Source organism: Microvirga makkahensis (genome assembly GCF_009830105.1).
Lineage (GTDB): Bacteria > Pseudomonadota > Alphaproteobacteria > Rhizobiales > Beijerinckiaceae > Microvirga > Microvirga makkahensis.
The window spans coordinates 23,642-38,211 of sequence record NZ_WURB01000015.1; the positions used below are offsets into that span (position 1 = coordinate 23,642).

Sequence of the window (14,570 nt, forward strand, 5' to 3'; positions counted from 1 at the left end):
TGCAGATGATAGCAATCAGCGTTTCTAACCTCTCGAAGCGTTACGGGCAAACCCGAGCTCTCGAAAATGTCAGCATTGATGTCCGACGTGGCGAGATGGTCGCTCTGATCGGCGCATCAGGTTCCGGCAAGAGCACACTCATCCGTCATATCGCAGGGCTTGAGGCAGGCGATGGAGAGACGGGGAAAGTCGTGGTTCTCGGGGAGGTCTCGCAGACGGCGGGACGGCTGTTGCGTGGGCGCGCGGCCGGTCGCGTGGCGGTCATCTTCCAGCAATTCAATCTCGTTGGACGTCTTTCCGTCCTGACCAATGTGCTCATCGGCAATCTAGGCCGGGTTCCCCGCTGGCGCGGCACGCTCGGCCTGTTCAGCCGGTCCGAGAAAGAAAGGGCTGAAAGCGCCCTGGCCCGCGTCGGCATCCCCCACGTGGCTACCCAGCGCTCGTCGACCCTTTCTGGCGGCCAGCAACAGCGCGCTGCCATCGCGCGCACTCTTGTTCAGGAAGCCGAAATCTTGATCGCCGACGAGCCGATTTCCGCGCTCGACCCGTCCTCCGCACGGCGCGTGATGGACGTGCTGGCCACGATCAACACCCAAGACAACATCACTGTACTCGTGTCACTGCACCAGGTTGAGTACGCGCGACGCTACTGCAAGCGCACGATCGCCATGCGCGATGGGCGCATTGTTTATGACGGGCCTTCGACAGCCCTCTCCAACGGTTTCCTCGCGGAGCTCTACGGCGACGCTTCGGAAGAACTGGTTCTGCCGGAAAGCACGGCAGAACTGGTGCGAGCTTTGCCGGTCCGGCCGAGCGGTAACGAACCAGTGCATATGTTAGCCTAACTAAGTCCAGGAAAATAAGCGGAGAATATGGAATGAACACGATGCTCAAGTGGGCAGCGACGGTGTCGCTCGCCTGCACGATGTCTACGGCAGCCGTGGCCCAGGGGGTCATCAACTTCGGCATCATCTCGACGGAGTCTCAGCAGAACCTGAAGACCAGTTGGGAGCCGCTGCTCGCAGACCTGAAGAAGAAGACCGGCCTTGACGTGAAGCCGTTCTTTGCCTCCGACTATGCCGGCGTCATCGAAGGCATGCGCTTCGGTAAGGTGCAGTTAGCTTGGTATGGCAACAAATCCGCCATGGAAGCTGTGGATCGCGCCAATGGTGAAGTGTTCGTCCAGAGCGTGCCGGTCGGCGGCGAGCCAGGCTACTGGTCCGTTGTGATCGTACCTAAGGACTCCCCAATCAAGTCAATCGATGATGTCCTGAAGTGCGACAAGTCTCTCAACTTCGGCCTCGGCGATCCGAACTCGACTTCGGGCTACCTTGTCCCGATGACCTTCGTGTTCAGCGCCAAGGGCATCGATCCAAAGGCCTGCTTCAAGAACGTCACCAACGCCAACCACGAGACCAATGCGATGGTGGTTGCCAACAAGCAGGTCGACGCGGCGACCAACAATACCGAGAACATGGCGCTAATTCAGAAGAATCAACCCAAGGCATTCGAGAATATCCGCGAAATCTGGCGCTCGCCCCTGATCCCGTCAGACCCGATCGTGTGGCGTAAGGATCTTCCGGCAGCACAGAAAACCAAGATCCGCGAGTTCTTCCTCACCTACGGCACCGACAAGTCGACGGGAGACATCGCCGCCGAGAAGAAAGTTCTGGCCGGCCTGAAATGGGCGCCGTTCCGCGCCTCGTCCGACAGGCAGCTGCTGCCGATCCGCATCATGGAACTCACCAAGTCGATCGCCCAGATCGAGGCCGACGCTTCGCTTGCTGCCGATGCAAAGAAAGCCAAGCTCGACCAGTTGAAGGCGCAGAAGGCCAAGTACGAGGCCGAACTGGCTGCCGCCGGCTGAGCCAATGCAAAGGGAGTGGTCTGTTCCAGGCCACTCTCCCAACCGGTGATCATAGAACCTTGTTGTACTCCATGAATCAGACAGCATCGACTCCCGGAACTACGGCCCTCAGGTTTGTAAAGGCAATCGGGGGTCGCTCCACTTTAGCGCCGGAAGCTGGGCACAGATCTGGCGGGCGCCGTAACCTATTTCTATTGGCTCTGCTTGTGGCAGCGCTCTCCTGGAGCTGGGGACCGGCCGAAATAAGCCGCTGGACCTATCTTTTTACTGATTCCGGAAACATGGCTGAATATGCGGCCGGGTTCCTGCGTCCCGATTTCAGCGACTGGCGCCATTATCTCGCGGAGATGCTGGTCACGATTCAAATTGCGCTCTGGGGAACCTTTCTGGCCGTGGCCCTTTCGGTTCCTTTCGGAATCCTGTCCTCGCACAATATGGTCCCTTGGTGGGTCCTGCAGCCTGTGCGCCGACTCATGGATCTTTTTCGAGCCATTCATGAGGTTGTATTTGCTGTCCTGTTCGTCGTGGCGGTCGGGCTTGGCCCCTTTGCCGGTGTCATGGCTTTGTTCATTCACACGACCGGGATTCTGGCGAAACTGTTTTCCGAGGCGGTCGAGGCGATTGATCCGCGCCCCGTGGAGGCGATCCGCACAACGGGCGCATCACGTGTCCAACAGATAATTTATGGCGTGATCCCGCAGGTCCTGCCACTTTGGATTTCGTATTCTCTCTATCGCCTTGAATCGAACGTTCGGTCCGCGACCGTTCTCGGCATCATCGGGGCCGGTGGCATTGGCCAGGTACTCTTCGAGTCGATACGTGCCTTCTATTACCCCGAAGCCTCCGCAATCCTGATCATCGTCGTGATCACGGTCACGATCATGGACCTGATCTCACAGCTTCTCCGCCGGCTGGTGATCTGATGCGGGCAGCAATCTACTTCACTCCGTCCAAGAACGATCCGCTGACCTTACGAGCAGCCGAGTGGCTCGGGCGCGACGCATTCGACGATCGCATCGTGCGTGATCCCGATCCAAAGATAGATGTGCTCGTATCCGAGCCAGTTCGCTACGGGTTTCATGCCACACTTAAGGCACCATTTCGGCTCGCCGATGGCACGACGCTCAACGATCTGGATCGTGAACTGGCCGCTTTCGCGCAAAGGACTCAGGCTGTCGCTCTCGGAACGCTCGCAGTCACACGTCTGGACAGCTTTTTCGCGCTCACGGTTCAGACTGCGCATCCGCGATTGCTGCAATTCGAGGAGGCAATTCGGATTACCTTTGAACCATTCCGTGCTCCACTGACCGAGCAGGAGGCGGCTCGGCGCAATCCACAAAATCTGTCGGAGCGCCAGAAAGCGAACCTGTCGCGCTGGGGCTATCCGTATGTGGGTCAGGACTTTCGCTTTCACATGACGCTGACTAACTCGATTGTTGACGAGGATGAGGCAGCCCAGGTCGCGAAGAGGCTGCATTCCCAGTTCAACCCCATTCTTGAGACCCCTGTTGTCATTGATGCGCTCGCATTGTTCGTCGAGTTGGAACCGCGCGCACCCTTCTATGTTCATTCGCGCCATCCGCTTCAAAGCGGCATGCCATCCCAAGGCCTAGAGCCATGACCCCAGAACTCGTATTCACCAATGCACGCATCGTACTTGCCGACGAGATCGTTGAAGGCACCCTTAAGATCCAAGACGGCAATATTGCCGATATCTCGAGCGGAAACTCGAGGACCGGCGAGGACTGTGCTGGAGATGTGTTGATCCCAGGCTGCGTCGAGCTGCACACTGATCACCTTGAGACCCATCTGCAGCCACGCCCAAAGGTTCGCTGGAACATGGACGCGGCACTCCAGGCGCATGACGCGCAAATCGCAACGTCAGGTATAACGACGGTTTTTGACGCGCTTCGGGTTGGCTTGGAGGGCGACACCGAGTTCGGCTCGCAGGAGATGTCGGCCATGGCAGACGCCATCGCGTCGGCGAGTACCGATGGGCGCCTGCGTGCAGAGCACTTCATCCACCTGCGTTGTGAGGTTTCTGTGTCTGACGTGGTGGAACATTTCGACGAGCTTCGAGGGAACGAACGGGTTCGTCTGGCCTCGCTGATGGATCACGCACCCGGTCAGAGGCAGTTTGTCAGCCTGGAAGCCTATCGCATCTATTATCAGGGCAAGAAGAAGCTCAGCGATATCGAGTTCGCCGCCTATAGTGAGCGACGTATTGCGGAATCGGCTGCAAATTCCCAGCGCAACCGCCGACTTCTTGCCGATCGCTGCCGCACGAGCGGTATTTCGATAGCGTCGCATGACGATGCGACGCGCGAGCATGTGGAAGAGAGCGTTTCGCTTGGAGTTGCCCTGGCAGAATTCCCGACCACGGTCGAGGCTGCAACGTTGTCACGAGATGCAGGCTTGCATGTACTCATGGGCGCGCCCAATGTCGTGCGCGGTGGCTCTCACTCGGGCAATGTTTCGGCCATTGATCTGCTGCATGCCGGGGCACTTGATATCCTGTCCTCGGATTATGTGCCGTTCAGTCTCGTCCAAGCGGCGTTTCTTCTCGCCGATCGAGCCGACATCGACTTGCCCCGCGCGATAAGCCTGATTTCAGCCAATCCGGCCGATGCCGCGGGCCTGACTGACCGCGGCCGTATCGAAATTGGGAGGCGTGCCGATTTGGTGCGAGTCCAAGCCACCAGCGGTCGGCCACCCCGTGTTTGCTCGGTCTGGCGGGAAGGGTTTCGCGTTGCATAAGGGAGCGCTCGTTGCGATCGTCGGCCCCAGTGGGGCAGGCAAGGATTCGGTTATCGGGGCCGCTGCGCAAGCGGTGCGCGATCAGCCTGACATCGTTTTCGTGCGCCGAGTCATTACCCGTTTGTCAGACGGCGTCACCGAAGATCATGATACGATGACTCCGGAAGCGTTTGAAGCAGGACGTGCTGCCGGCATGTTCTGTTTGAGTTGGGGGGCACACGGTCTCTTCTATGGTCTTCCTCAGTCAGCACTTGATGCAGTTAATCGAGGCAAGATAGTCGTGGCTAATGTTTCCCGCGCTGTTCTTACCGATGCGGTGAGAACCTTCGGCCGGGTTGCTGTCGTCGAGATCACGGCGGCCCCGGAGATCCTGCTCGAGAGAATCATGGCTCGCGGTCGAGAGAATGCAGAAGAAGCAAGAAGGCGCATCGCGCGATCGGTGAATTTCCAACTACCACATGCCGCATGCAGTTACGTGCGGATCGACAACTCCGGCCCAATCGATATTGCAAAGGATCAATTGATCAAGATACTGAGCTCATCATCAGTCTGATGCTGTGCGTCCATTTTTCGAAGTGCAGAGTATTCGGGGAGCATCGTCAACTTAACTGACTGGGTCGGGACCGGCCGCCCTGGACGGTCGGATCAGGGTTCAGCCGCAGCACCTGTGATGTTCGCCCAGGTTATGAGAGCACCGGCTCGCGCCGTTCGATAATCAGCAGGTTGGTGTTCGCGGGGCGGCGGAAAGGGTCTGCGACATGATCATGAACCAAGAGGAAACGTTGCGCCTGCCCTGCTGATTTGATGCGCTCCCGTCGTCGAGTTGGCTGATGGCTGTTTTCCGCTCTGTTGTTCAAGGCCCGATGCTGCCGATGCTCAAGGCCGGGCATCACAGCCCTCTTTGCACCGGCATAGCTGGCCAGTTTATCCGTTATCATCACGCGAGGGGCGATGCCCTGCTTCTTGAGCAGCTTGCGCATCAGTCGCTTGGTGGCTTTGGCATTGCGCCGGCTCTGGACCAAGATGTCGAGCACGGTCCCGTGTTGGTCCACGGCGCGTCAGAGCCAGAGCTTCCGGCCCCCGATGCTGATGACGACCTTGAGAAACGTGGCCCTGCCGATCAGCGGGGTCACATTGGCTTTAACCTGTGCGTTGTTGAAAGGCTCCCAGTCGTCGAATTCGACGGCCCAACATGATATTGGCATTCGGGAACGTAGGCGCGTCACCTCGTCTGAGACCACCAATGTGATCCTAACGGAGGCGGGTCAGCACTACAAGAGCAACCACCTGCTTCGCTTTCAATCCTGCCGCTTCCAGCGCTGGGATCAGGCCGTCAGCCGAGATGCCGGTGTCGAACAGGATAACTTCTGTGCCCGCATTGGCCACGACCGGAGCCAAGGCGCTGAAGCTCTTGGTTGCAACAGAATCCCGCGACGCGCATACCAACCCAACACACTGCCTTATGCTCTCCAAGACCGGTCGTTTAGGTGCAAACCCATTCACGCACTTCGCATTGCTCGTTGCCGGATATGCACGCCGTTAGGGCAAGATCCTCGGTGTCATTTCTGGTCTTTGCAGACACCGCTCCCCACCGGGCAGCCCCAGGAGACCGGCTCTTTCCCACTGCAAGGGCACCACAGTGATCATATGGGGAGCCTGTGGCGTCGTTGTCATCCCAATGACGGTCGTTATGAAGCGTAATCACGACAGCGCATTGTCGACCGCCAACCCGTTCACAGTGCTTCAGAGCATTACTCTCCGCATCCGGCCGATCAGCGGTTCCGTTGTCTGCGTCCCGACACTTCGTATCCGAGGATTGTGACCGTCGGCGCGAGCATGAGGATGATCAGGCAAATCGCGATGTTCATGATCGCCGAGCACAGGAGTGGAGGCACGCCCATCATATTGTCGAACGCCACGGCCTGTTCGCGATCATCGCGCTCGGCGAGGGCTCGTGGGCACGCTGGCAACCCTGTCGGCCGTGACCGAGGAGCAGGGCTGGACCATGGACGCCACGCTGGTCTGTCTCGCGGGCGTCGGTCTCACCTTCGGCATGTGGTGGATCTATTACATCTTGCCATCTGCGCAGGTGCTCCATGCCCACCGCAACCGGGCCTTGGTGTGGGGTTACGGTCAGATGGTGATCGTCGCTTCGATCGTGGCAACGGGGGCCGGTCTGCACGTTGCGGCGTACGTCATCGAGCACGAGGCCCATATCGGCGCGCTCACCACGGTGCTGTGCGTCGCTATTCCGGTCGGCATCTTTCTCGGCGGGACTTATGCACTTTACACGTATCTCGTCGGCCGCTTCGATCCCTTCCACGTTTGGTTGCTGGTTGGGACGGTTGGTGTCGTCGTACTCGCGGTTGCTGCAACATTCGCCGGGACGGGGCCTGCCAGTTCGACGAACGCGAGGAGGACGGCGAATGCCAGGACCAGCACGCCGATCATCTGGACCATCGTGACAAGACGGAAGATCCAGTCGTCCGTGTCATAGGCCCACGCGAACCAAGAGAAGTTGACCCAGGCCTAGCAGATACAGAAGCTCGCGAAGGCGAAGCCGTTCAGGGCGGTAGCGTAGTGGCCCTCCGCCAGAGCATGGGCAAGCTGGGAAGCCGCGAGCCCGAAGCTGACGACGAACATCAGGTCGAACAGCAGTTCGAGCGGAGTCGCCCCGCGATGGGCCTCGCGCGGGTCACGCCTGGCCATCGGCCGGGCATGATGGTGAAGCGTCTCGGAGCCCGCCGGCATAGCGCTCATGAACATCCTTCAGACGGATACGAGAGACGGTGTGCAGTGTTCGCCTCGCCACGCTTGTTCGCAAGCGGTGCGAGTGCTGCGTTTTGTATGAAAGTGCCCGCTTCGCCTAGTCTGCCAGTGTCACAATCTTGCTGTAAAGGCGCGCTTCCATTCAGTCGCCGAATCGATTCCGAGGAACGGGACGTGGCTGACGTATCCGGACGACGCCTGGGCAAGTTCGCGGGGCTCGATCAGCCCCCCACCCTCATTGCCCGCGCCCTGCCGCTGGCGGAACTCATGGCCGCTCGCGTCCGCTGGAGAGATTCGGGGTCCGGTACGCCAAGCCGGCTCGATTGCAACAACGGCTATCTGGTGTGCTTGCAGCGGCGTGATCTGCCTGCCGGCCCTTACTGGATCGATGGCCGGCCCACGCCCCGGATGCCGATCAGCAGTGGCCAGTTCCTGTTGCTCGACCTCAACGAGGAGCACGCATCCCTGAACTATGCCTCCGTCGACTGCGTCTCCATCTACTGCTCGCGAGATGCGTTGAATCGGTTCCAGGAAGAGCATGAGTTGCCTCCGATCGGACAGCTTCGATCCGCGCGAGGCATCGCATTCGAGGACGATGTCATCCGTAATCTGGGAGAGTGCCTAGTGCCGGCCTTCGAGTGGCCCGAGACCGCGAACCAGCTCTTCGTCGATCATGTCGCGCTGGCCCTGCTCGCACATCTTACCGGGCTCTACGGCGAGCAGCCTGCCGTCCTGCGGCCATTCAGGGGAGGATTGTCGCCCTGGCAGGAGCGCCGGGCCAAGGACATCCTGCTGACCCATATCGATGGAAAGGTCGGCCTCGTCGAACTTGCACGGGAGTGCGGCCTCTCCCGCAGCCACTTCGCACGGGCGTTCCGGACGGCGACGGGACTGCCGCCGCACAAGTGGCTCCTGGCGCGGCGCATCGAACTTGCGCAGGAACTGCTCCGGAACCCGAAGCTGTCCCTTAAGGAGATCGCAATCCGCTGCGGCTTCACCGACCAGAGTCACTTCACCCGCGTATTCTCGAGGCTCATGCACGCATCGCCCGGCGACTGGCGACGCCTTCGCTTGTAGTACGGGCAAATGAAGGACGTATCCCGTCGAAGGCCTACTGCCCGCTGAGTCCTGTCAAGCACCGAACTCATTCGGGTGTGCCTCCGAAGCGCTCGACAAGGGTGTCGATCAGGACCCGGACCTTGCCCGGGACATGGGAGCCCGGCGGCCGCACGACGTGGATACCGTATTCGGGCCTCGGATGATCCGGCAGGAGGGGTTCGAGGGCGCCGCTCGCAATGGCGTCGGAGACCAGGAACGATGGAAGGTCGGCGATCCCCAGCCCTGCGATTGCCCATTGAAGAATGGCTTCCCCGCTGTCCGACCTCAGGCGGCCCTCGGGCCGGATCGACACCCGGCGCCTGCCGGTCTCGAACTGCCACTCCGGAACGAGGCTACCCGTGTAGATCAGGCATTCGTGCGCAGTGAGATCCCGCGGCGTGCTTGGTCGCCCGTGACGGGACAGGTAGTCGGGACTTGCGACCAGTACCGCATGGACAGGCGCGATCCGGCGAACGACGAGGCTGGAGTCGCTGAGGGAGCCGATCCGGATCGCGGCGTCGAATCGCTCCCCGAGCAGGTCCACAACCCGGTCGGTGTACGAAACGTCCAGCTCGAGAGCGGGATGGAGCCGCGCCAGATCCCCCAGGACCGGCACCAAGTGCCGCACGCCGAACACCAACGGGGCGGAGAGGCGAAGGCGCCCGCGCACCGACCGCCCTTGCTGCGCGACGGCGTCGCGCGCTTCCTCGATCTCACTCAGGATCCGATCACATCGCGCCTTGAACTCGGCACCGGCCTCCGTCGGACTGATGCCGCGCGTGGTTCGGGTGAGCAGGCGCGTGCCGAGCTCCGCCTCCAGGCGGGTGATCCGCCGGCTGACGATCGACTTGGAGACCCCCAGGCGGGCCGCGGCACGGTTGAGGCCGCCACTGTCGACGACCTCCACGAAGCTCCTCAGGTCTTCCAGCTCGGTCAAGGCGGTGTTCCTTCCCAGGCAACAGCATGGTGCGGAATATGCGTCTTATGCAGCATGTCATGAACCACTAAATCGGACGCACCGCAATGACCAAAACCCCTGGAGGGATTGTCGTATGTCCACAGCTCTCGTGATCACCAGCAGCGCGCTCGGCGAGGCCTCCGTGTCCAGCCAACTCGTCGAGGAAACCGTCGCCCGCCTGCGCTCCCACGATCCTGCCCTGCGGGTCATCGCCCGGGATCTCGGACGCGATCCCGTTCCGCACCTGACCACCGACTCGGCCACGGCGCTGCGCGGCGGGGAGCCCGGCAACGAGGCCCAGGCAGCCGCCCGTACCCTGTCGGACGGGCTGATCGCCGAGCTCAAGTCCGCCGATACGATCGTCATCGGAGCGCCCATGTACAACTTCGGCATGCCATCGACCCTGAAAGCCTGGTTCGATTACGTGCTGCGGGCCGGCATCACCTTCAGCTACAACGAGAGTGGCCCCGAGGGCCTTCTCAAAGGCAAGCGCGCCCTTGTCATCGAAAGCCGCGGCGGCCTCTACAGCGAGGGAACCGCGCAGGCAATGGATTCGCAGGAGCCCCATCTTCGCAATCTTCTCGGCTTCATGGGCATCACCGACGTGACCTTCCTCCGGGCGGAGAAGCTGGCTTTCGGACCGGAAGCCCGCGATCGGGCCATCGCGACCGTACGCCGGCAGATTGCGGAAACGGTCGGTGAGGCCTGCCGCAAGGCGGCCTAGCCGCCGTTCGGCTCCGAAGTGAGATACGGTCATACTCCGTCGCTCGAAGACCCAGACGTATTCCCTTCCCGATGACACCGCTAGGCGACCAGCAGACACTCATGGCTGATCCGGGATGTCGCCAAGGGACGAAGCTGCCCTTCTGACGGGGTCTTCGATAATCCTTCACACCGGCGCGTCCGCCGCTTTCCACGCGGGATCGCGCCCGACCTGGATCGAGCATGCATCCCGGGCGGACAACCTCGGCCGTAGGGGCAGAACACGAGACCGCCCCTGGGGGCATGCTCAGCAGCACGGCCTTGTCCGGTGCCCTCAACCGCACGGAGCCGTGCTGCCATTTCGAGGTGCCGAGTGCATCGACGGGACACCCCCGATGAGCAACGTAGCAATCGATCACGCTCTCGCGGACGGGCAGGATGAGGCAGCCAGGGCGTACGAGTCGGGCATCAGAGGCTCCAACGTGAGCGGAAGGGCCGCATCCGGCACCCGGCACCGGGCGCGGATGCATCCTGATCGTCGAGACCGACGAGGGGCTTGCGGACAGCCTCGCTCAGGCGCTCCGCCGAGCCGGACACGACGTGCTGACCGCCACCGCAGGCGAACAGGCGTTTCGCCTTCTGCGCGACTGGCAGCACCTGACCGGCTGGCTCTACACCCGAGCTGCCCTGCCTGGCCTGATTGACGGCTGCGCCTGGCTGACCAGCATCGTGACAACCATCCGGACCGGCCTGCGATCATCGGCGTGCGCGAGGCCCGGTTCTCGGCGCGGGACGACATCGTTCTGAGGGAGCCGGACGCGGCGGACATCCTTTCTGCCCTTCGCTCGGTCACCGGATCGGCGCGGACCCGGACCCTGGCAGATCCGGCCGGCAACGCTCTCCGAAGCCTCACCGTAGAGGAAGCCGGCAGCTCCAGCGGGAACCCGGAAACGGGTTCCGAAACCGCCAGGCCTTGCCATGGCAAAGGGACAAACGGCGGCTCGCTTGTCCGTCACGCCCATCAACGCCCCGATCGGGCGGGACGACGAACCGCAGGACATCGAGCGGGGTAGCGGCGTCGGCAGCCGCCAGTAGTCCGGGGAGTCCGTCGGGCTGGTCATCGACCCAGATGGCAGGAGCGCAGTGCAGCATCGTTCATCCCAATCCCATGAGCAGGTCGGCTGTACCCTAGACCCATCGACCACCCACCGCGGCGGTCCCGCCTCAAGCGGTCAGGACGTCCTCGATGCGGATCGGCAGGTGACGCACACGCTTGCCCGTCGCATGGTGGATCGCATTGGCGATCGCCGGGGCCATTCCGACGAGGGCGATCTCGCCCAAGCCCTTCACCCCGAGCGCGTTGACGTGCGGATCATCCTCGTCGACGAACAGCGCCTCGAGCTGCCCGATGTCGAGGTTCACCGGCATGAGGTAATCGGCCATGTGGGCATTGACCGGACGTCCATCACGCGCGTCGAGGGCCGTCTGCTCCATCAGGGCCATCCCGATGCCGCCGATCATGCCGCCGGTGCACTGGCTTGAGGCCAGGAGCGGATTGACGATGCGGCCCGCCCCATAGGCGCCGAGGGCCCGCCGCACCCGGATCGTACTGACGTCCGGGTCGATCGCCACCTCGGCGAACACGGCCCCAAACGAATGCATGGAGTAGCGCTGGGCGGCTTCGGGGTCACGGAAGTTGGAGGCATGGGCTTCGATCGGCTGTCCGCTGCTAGCGAGGATGTCGCGATAGGGCTGTCCCGCGGAGGCGTCCCCAAGCCGGCGTACGTTTCCGCCGATCCACTCGACCCCCTCCAGGGCTGCGCCGAACACAGGTGAGCGCTGGTCGGCGATCGCACGCCGCGTGACCTCATCCCGTGCCGCCAGGCAGGCGGCGCGGACCGCCGAGCCGACCGAGGCCATCGTCATGGAGCCGCCATGCGGGGGCGCTGGCGGGAAGTCCGAGCGCCCGATGCTGACGCGGACCTGCTCGACCGGGATGCCGAGCGTCTCGGCCGCCACCTGCGTCATCGAGGTGTAGGTGCCCGGCCCCATGTCGCTTGCGGCGACCTCGACCGCGGCGGTGCCGTCTGGATGCAGCCGGACGCGTGCGCTCGTAGGAAGGTACCAGACCGGGTAGGTGGCGGAGGCAACCCCCATGCCGACCAGCAGCCGGCCGTCCCGCATGGAGCGGGGCGCCGGAGTGCGCCTGGACCAGCCGAAGCGCTCGGCTCCACGTTCGTAGCACTGCACCAGGGAGCGGCTGGAGAACGGCTTGTTCTCGCCCTCGTCGATGGTCGGCTCGTTGCGGCGGCGCAGCTCGATCGGGTCGATGCCCAGCGCGTAGGAGAGTTCGTCGAGTGCGGACTCGAGGGCGAACATCCCGCTTGACTCACCCGGCCCCCGCATGTGGTTGGGGGTGCCGATATCGAGCGGCGTCAACCGGTAGCTCGTCCGCACGTTGGGGCACGAGTACATGTAGCTCGTGGCGGAGAGCAGTGCCTCGGTGAACTCCTCGTAGCGGCTCGTCTCGCCGTTGCCCTCGTGGATGATGCTCGTGATCCTGCCATCCCGGGTCGCCCCGATGGCGACGCGTTGCAGGGTGCGCGGCCGATGTCCGGTGGTGAAGAACATCTGCCTGCGGTTCAGGACAAGCTTGATGGGCCGCCCGACCTGACGGGCCGCGATGGCCGCGAGCGTCACGTGCGGCCATGTCCGCAGGGATGTCCCGAAGGCTCCGCCGATGAACGGGCAGATCACCCGCACGTTCTGAAGCGGCAGGCCGAAGATGGCCGCAATCTCAGCCTGCTCGTTCACGACGAACTGACTCTTGCTCCACAGGGTCAGCCTGTCGCCATCCCAGGCGGCGACGACCGCGTGCGGCTCCATGGGGTTGTGGTTCTCGCGTGCCATGTCATAGGTCACGTCGACCTTCACGGGGGCATCCGCCAGCGCCCGATCCGCGTCTCCGCGGGCCGCGTGGGAATGGCCCCTGGAGCCCGAGGGTTCGACCGCCTGCGCCTTCGGATCGCGGGGGTCGACGACGGGCCGCTCGGCCGCATAGCTGATGCGCAACGCGTTGGCGGCACGCTCCGCGCGGTCAAGCGTGTCGGCCACGACAACCGCAACGGGCTGGCCGTAGAACCGGACCTGAGCGTCCTGGAGCACATGCAGCCGCTCCCCGACCTCCGGGTCGATGAACGCCTTGTGCGGGCCATAGGCCAGGCGTGGAGCATTGAGATGACTGATGATCTCCACGACACCCGGCATGGCCCGCACCGGGGCCTCGTCCAACGCTGTCACCCGGCCGAGGCCGGTGGTGGCACTGACGATCACAGCATAAAGCTGGGCGTGCTGGTTGAAGTCGGCTGCATAGCGTGCAGCGCCCGTGACCTTGGCCCGCCCGTCGACGCGGGTGACCGGTTTTCCAATCAACGTAGTGGTCATGCCGTCCCTCCCGCCATCTCAAGCGCCCGGACGATGGTCCGCGGCAGCAGTTCGACCTTGTAGTGGTTGTGCGACAGCGGGCGCGTTCCCTCCAGTGCGAGGTGAGCGGCCGCCGTGAAGGTATCGCGGCCTACCGGCTTACCCCTGAGTGCCTCCTCCACTGCCCGCATGCGCCACGGGCGCGTGCCGACGCCGCCGACCGCGACGCGGGCTTGGCGGATGGTGTCGCCTTCCGTCTCCAGGGCCACGGCGGCGGAAACGAGCGCGAACTCATAGGAGGCACGGTCGCGCACCTTGAGGTAGCGGGCCTGCCTGGCATAGGGGCCGCCCGGCACCCGGATCTCGACAATCAGCTCGCCTGGATGCAGGGTGTGCTCGAGATGCGGCGTGTCGCCAGGAAGCCGGAAGAGTTCCTCGACCGGGAAGGCGCGCTCGCCTTGGGGACCTCGCACCCGCATCGTGGCGCCGAGGGCGACAAGAGCGACGGCAACATCCGATGGATGCGTAGCGACGCAGTGATTGCTGGTCCCGAGAATGGCATGTCCAGCATTGAGGCCATCGATGGCCGAACAGCCCGAGCCAGGATCGCGCTTGTTGCAGGCCGCGTCCAGCATCCGGAAGTACGGGCAGCGCACGCGCTGCAACAGGTTGCCGCCCATCGAGGCCATGTTGCGCAGTTGCGGCGATGCCCCCTCGATCAGGGACTCGGCGATCAGGGGCTGAAGGCGTTTTGTTTCCCGATGGGCCGCGACATCGCTCATGCGGGCGAGAGCGCCGATCACGAGATCGGCCCCATCCGCGCGGATGTCGGCCATCGGCAGGGCATTGATGTCGACCAGACGCTCGGGACGCTCGACCTCGTCACGCATGAGGTCGATGAGCGTGGTACCGCCTGCGATGTAGCGGGCGCCCGCCGCGGCCGCGCGGATCGCGTCCTGCTCGGTCCGCACCTTCTCGAAGCTGAATGGAAGCATC

At 62.9% G+C, this 14,570-nt stretch carries 16 protein-coding genes and 2 pseudogenes; 9 read left to right on the plus strand and 9 right to left on the minus strand.

Going from position 1 to position 14,570, the window contains the following annotated elements:
- Positions 1-5 precede the first annotated feature (5 nt).
- The 6 genes from phnC (at position 6) to phnN (ending at position 5,177) form a co-directional block, all read left to right on the plus strand.
- Positions 6-845 carry a phosphonate ABC transporter ATP-binding protein gene (phnC, locus tag GR328_RS17985; RefSeq protein WP_160886194.1) on the plus strand — a complete coding sequence of 280 codons (840 nt, stop codon included), beginning with the start codon at positions 6-8 and terminating at the stop codon, positions 843-845.
- 32 nt (positions 846-877) lie between these two features.
- Complete coding sequence (phnD, locus tag GR328_RS17990) at positions 878-1,867, plus strand: phosphonate ABC transporter substrate-binding protein (protein ID WP_160886196.1); 990 nt, start codon at positions 878-880, stop codon at positions 1,865-1,867.
- Positions 1,868-1,938: 71 nt separating this feature from the next.
- Complete coding sequence (phnE, locus tag GR328_RS17995) at positions 1,939-2,790, plus strand: phosphonate ABC transporter, permease protein PhnE (RefSeq protein WP_160886198.1); 852 nt, start codon at positions 1,939-1,941, stop codon at positions 2,788-2,790.
- Positions 2,790-3,488, plus strand: a complete 699-nt coding sequence (locus tag GR328_RS18000; RefSeq protein WP_160886200.1) for a DUF1045 domain-containing protein — start codon at positions 2,790-2,792, stop codon at positions 3,486-3,488. The genes phnE and GR328_RS18000 overlap by 1 nt, the downstream gene beginning before the upstream one ends.
- Positions 3,485-4,624, plus strand: coding sequence for an alpha-D-ribose 1-methylphosphonate 5-triphosphate diphosphatase (locus tag GR328_RS18005; protein ID WP_160886202.1), 1,140 nt, complete (start codon positions 3,485-3,487; stop codon positions 4,622-4,624). The genes GR328_RS18000 and GR328_RS18005 overlap by 4 nt, the downstream gene beginning before the upstream one ends.
- Entirely contained in the window at positions 4,617-5,177 is a 561-nt protein-coding gene (phnN, locus tag GR328_RS18010; RefSeq protein ID WP_205790109.1) for a phosphonate metabolism protein/1,5-bisphosphokinase (PRPP-forming) PhnN, read from the plus strand. Before GR328_RS18005 ends, phnN begins: the two co-directional genes overlap by 8 nt.
- A gap of 92 nt (positions 5,178-5,269) precedes the next feature.
- Here the strand turns inward: phnN and GR328_RS18015 are convergent.
- The 4 genes and pseudogenes from GR328_RS18015 to GR328_RS27505 form a co-directional block, all read right to left on the minus strand.
- A pseudogene (locus tag GR328_RS18015) lies at positions 5,270-5,724 on the minus strand (IS6 family transposase); the annotation flags it as partial.
- 151 nt (positions 5,725-5,875) lie between these two features.
- A complete protein-coding gene (locus GR328_RS18020) occupies positions 5,876-6,022 on the minus strand; it encodes a hypothetical protein (RefSeq protein WP_160886206.1) in 147 nt (48 codons plus the stop codon).
- An 85-nt stretch (positions 6,023-6,107) separates the two neighbouring features.
- A complete protein-coding gene (locus GR328_RS18025) occupies positions 6,108-6,329 on the minus strand; it encodes a DUF4189 domain-containing protein (protein WP_343039418.1) in 222 nt (73 codons plus the stop codon).
- Positions 6,330-6,396: 67 nt separating this feature from the next.
- A complete protein-coding gene (locus GR328_RS27505; protein WP_246215953.1) occupies positions 6,397-6,543 on the minus strand; it encodes a hypothetical protein in 147 nt (48 codons plus the stop codon).
- 86 nt (positions 6,544-6,629) lie between these two features.
- On the opposite strand from GR328_RS27505, the gene GR328_RS28310 reads away from it, so the two are divergent.
- The gene (locus GR328_RS28310) at positions 6,630-7,121 is read left to right on the plus strand and encodes a low temperature requirement protein A (RefSeq protein WP_343039421.1); all 492 of its coding nucleotides are present in this window, start codon (positions 6,630-6,632) and stop codon (positions 7,119-7,121) included.
- On the opposite strand, the pseudogene GR328_RS26700 reads toward GR328_RS28310, so the two are convergent.
- A pseudogene (locus tag GR328_RS26700) lies at positions 7,079-7,390 on the minus strand (low temperature requirement protein A); the annotation flags it as partial. The gene GR328_RS28310 and the pseudogene GR328_RS26700 overlap by 43 nt on opposite strands.
- Positions 7,391-7,567: 177 nt before the next feature.
- Between GR328_RS26700 and GR328_RS18040 the strand changes: the two are divergent.
- Positions 7,568-8,470 (plus strand): helix-turn-helix domain-containing protein, encoded by a 903-nt coding sequence (locus GR328_RS18040; protein WP_343039419.1) that lies wholly within the window; start codon positions 7,568-7,570, stop codon positions 8,468-8,470.
- A gap of 67 nt (positions 8,471-8,537) precedes the next feature.
- Here the strand turns inward: GR328_RS18040 and GR328_RS18045 are convergent, their stop codons facing one another.
- Positions 8,538-9,428, minus strand: a complete 891-nt coding sequence (locus GR328_RS18045; protein ID WP_160886208.1) for a LysR family transcriptional regulator — start codon at positions 9,426-9,428, stop codon at positions 8,538-8,540.
- 115 nt (positions 9,429-9,543) lie between these two features.
- On the opposite strand from GR328_RS18045, the gene GR328_RS18050 reads away from it, so the two are divergent.
- Complete coding sequence (locus GR328_RS18050) at positions 9,544-10,173, plus strand: FMN-dependent NADH-azoreductase (RefSeq protein WP_160886210.1); 630 nt, start codon at positions 9,544-9,546, stop codon at positions 10,171-10,173.
- A 446-nt stretch (positions 10,174-10,619) separates the two neighbouring features.
- On the opposite strand, the gene GR328_RS18055 is transcribed toward GR328_RS18050, so the two are convergent.
- The 3 genes from GR328_RS18055 to GR328_RS18065 form a co-directional block, all read right to left on the minus strand.
- Entirely contained in the window at positions 10,620-10,808 is a 189-nt protein-coding gene (locus GR328_RS18055; protein ID WP_160886212.1) for a hypothetical protein, read from the minus strand.
- Between the two features lie 567 nt (positions 10,809-11,375).
- Entirely contained in the window at positions 11,376-13,595 is a 2,220-nt protein-coding gene (locus tag GR328_RS18060; RefSeq protein ID WP_160886214.1) for a xanthine dehydrogenase family protein molybdopterin-binding subunit, read from the minus strand.
- Positions 13,592-14,569, minus strand: a complete 978-nt coding sequence (locus GR328_RS18065; protein WP_160886216.1) for an FAD binding domain-containing protein — start codon at positions 14,567-14,569, stop codon at positions 13,592-13,594. Before GR328_RS18065 ends, GR328_RS18060 begins: the two co-directional genes overlap by 4 nt.
- Position 14,570: the final 1 nt, after the last annotated feature.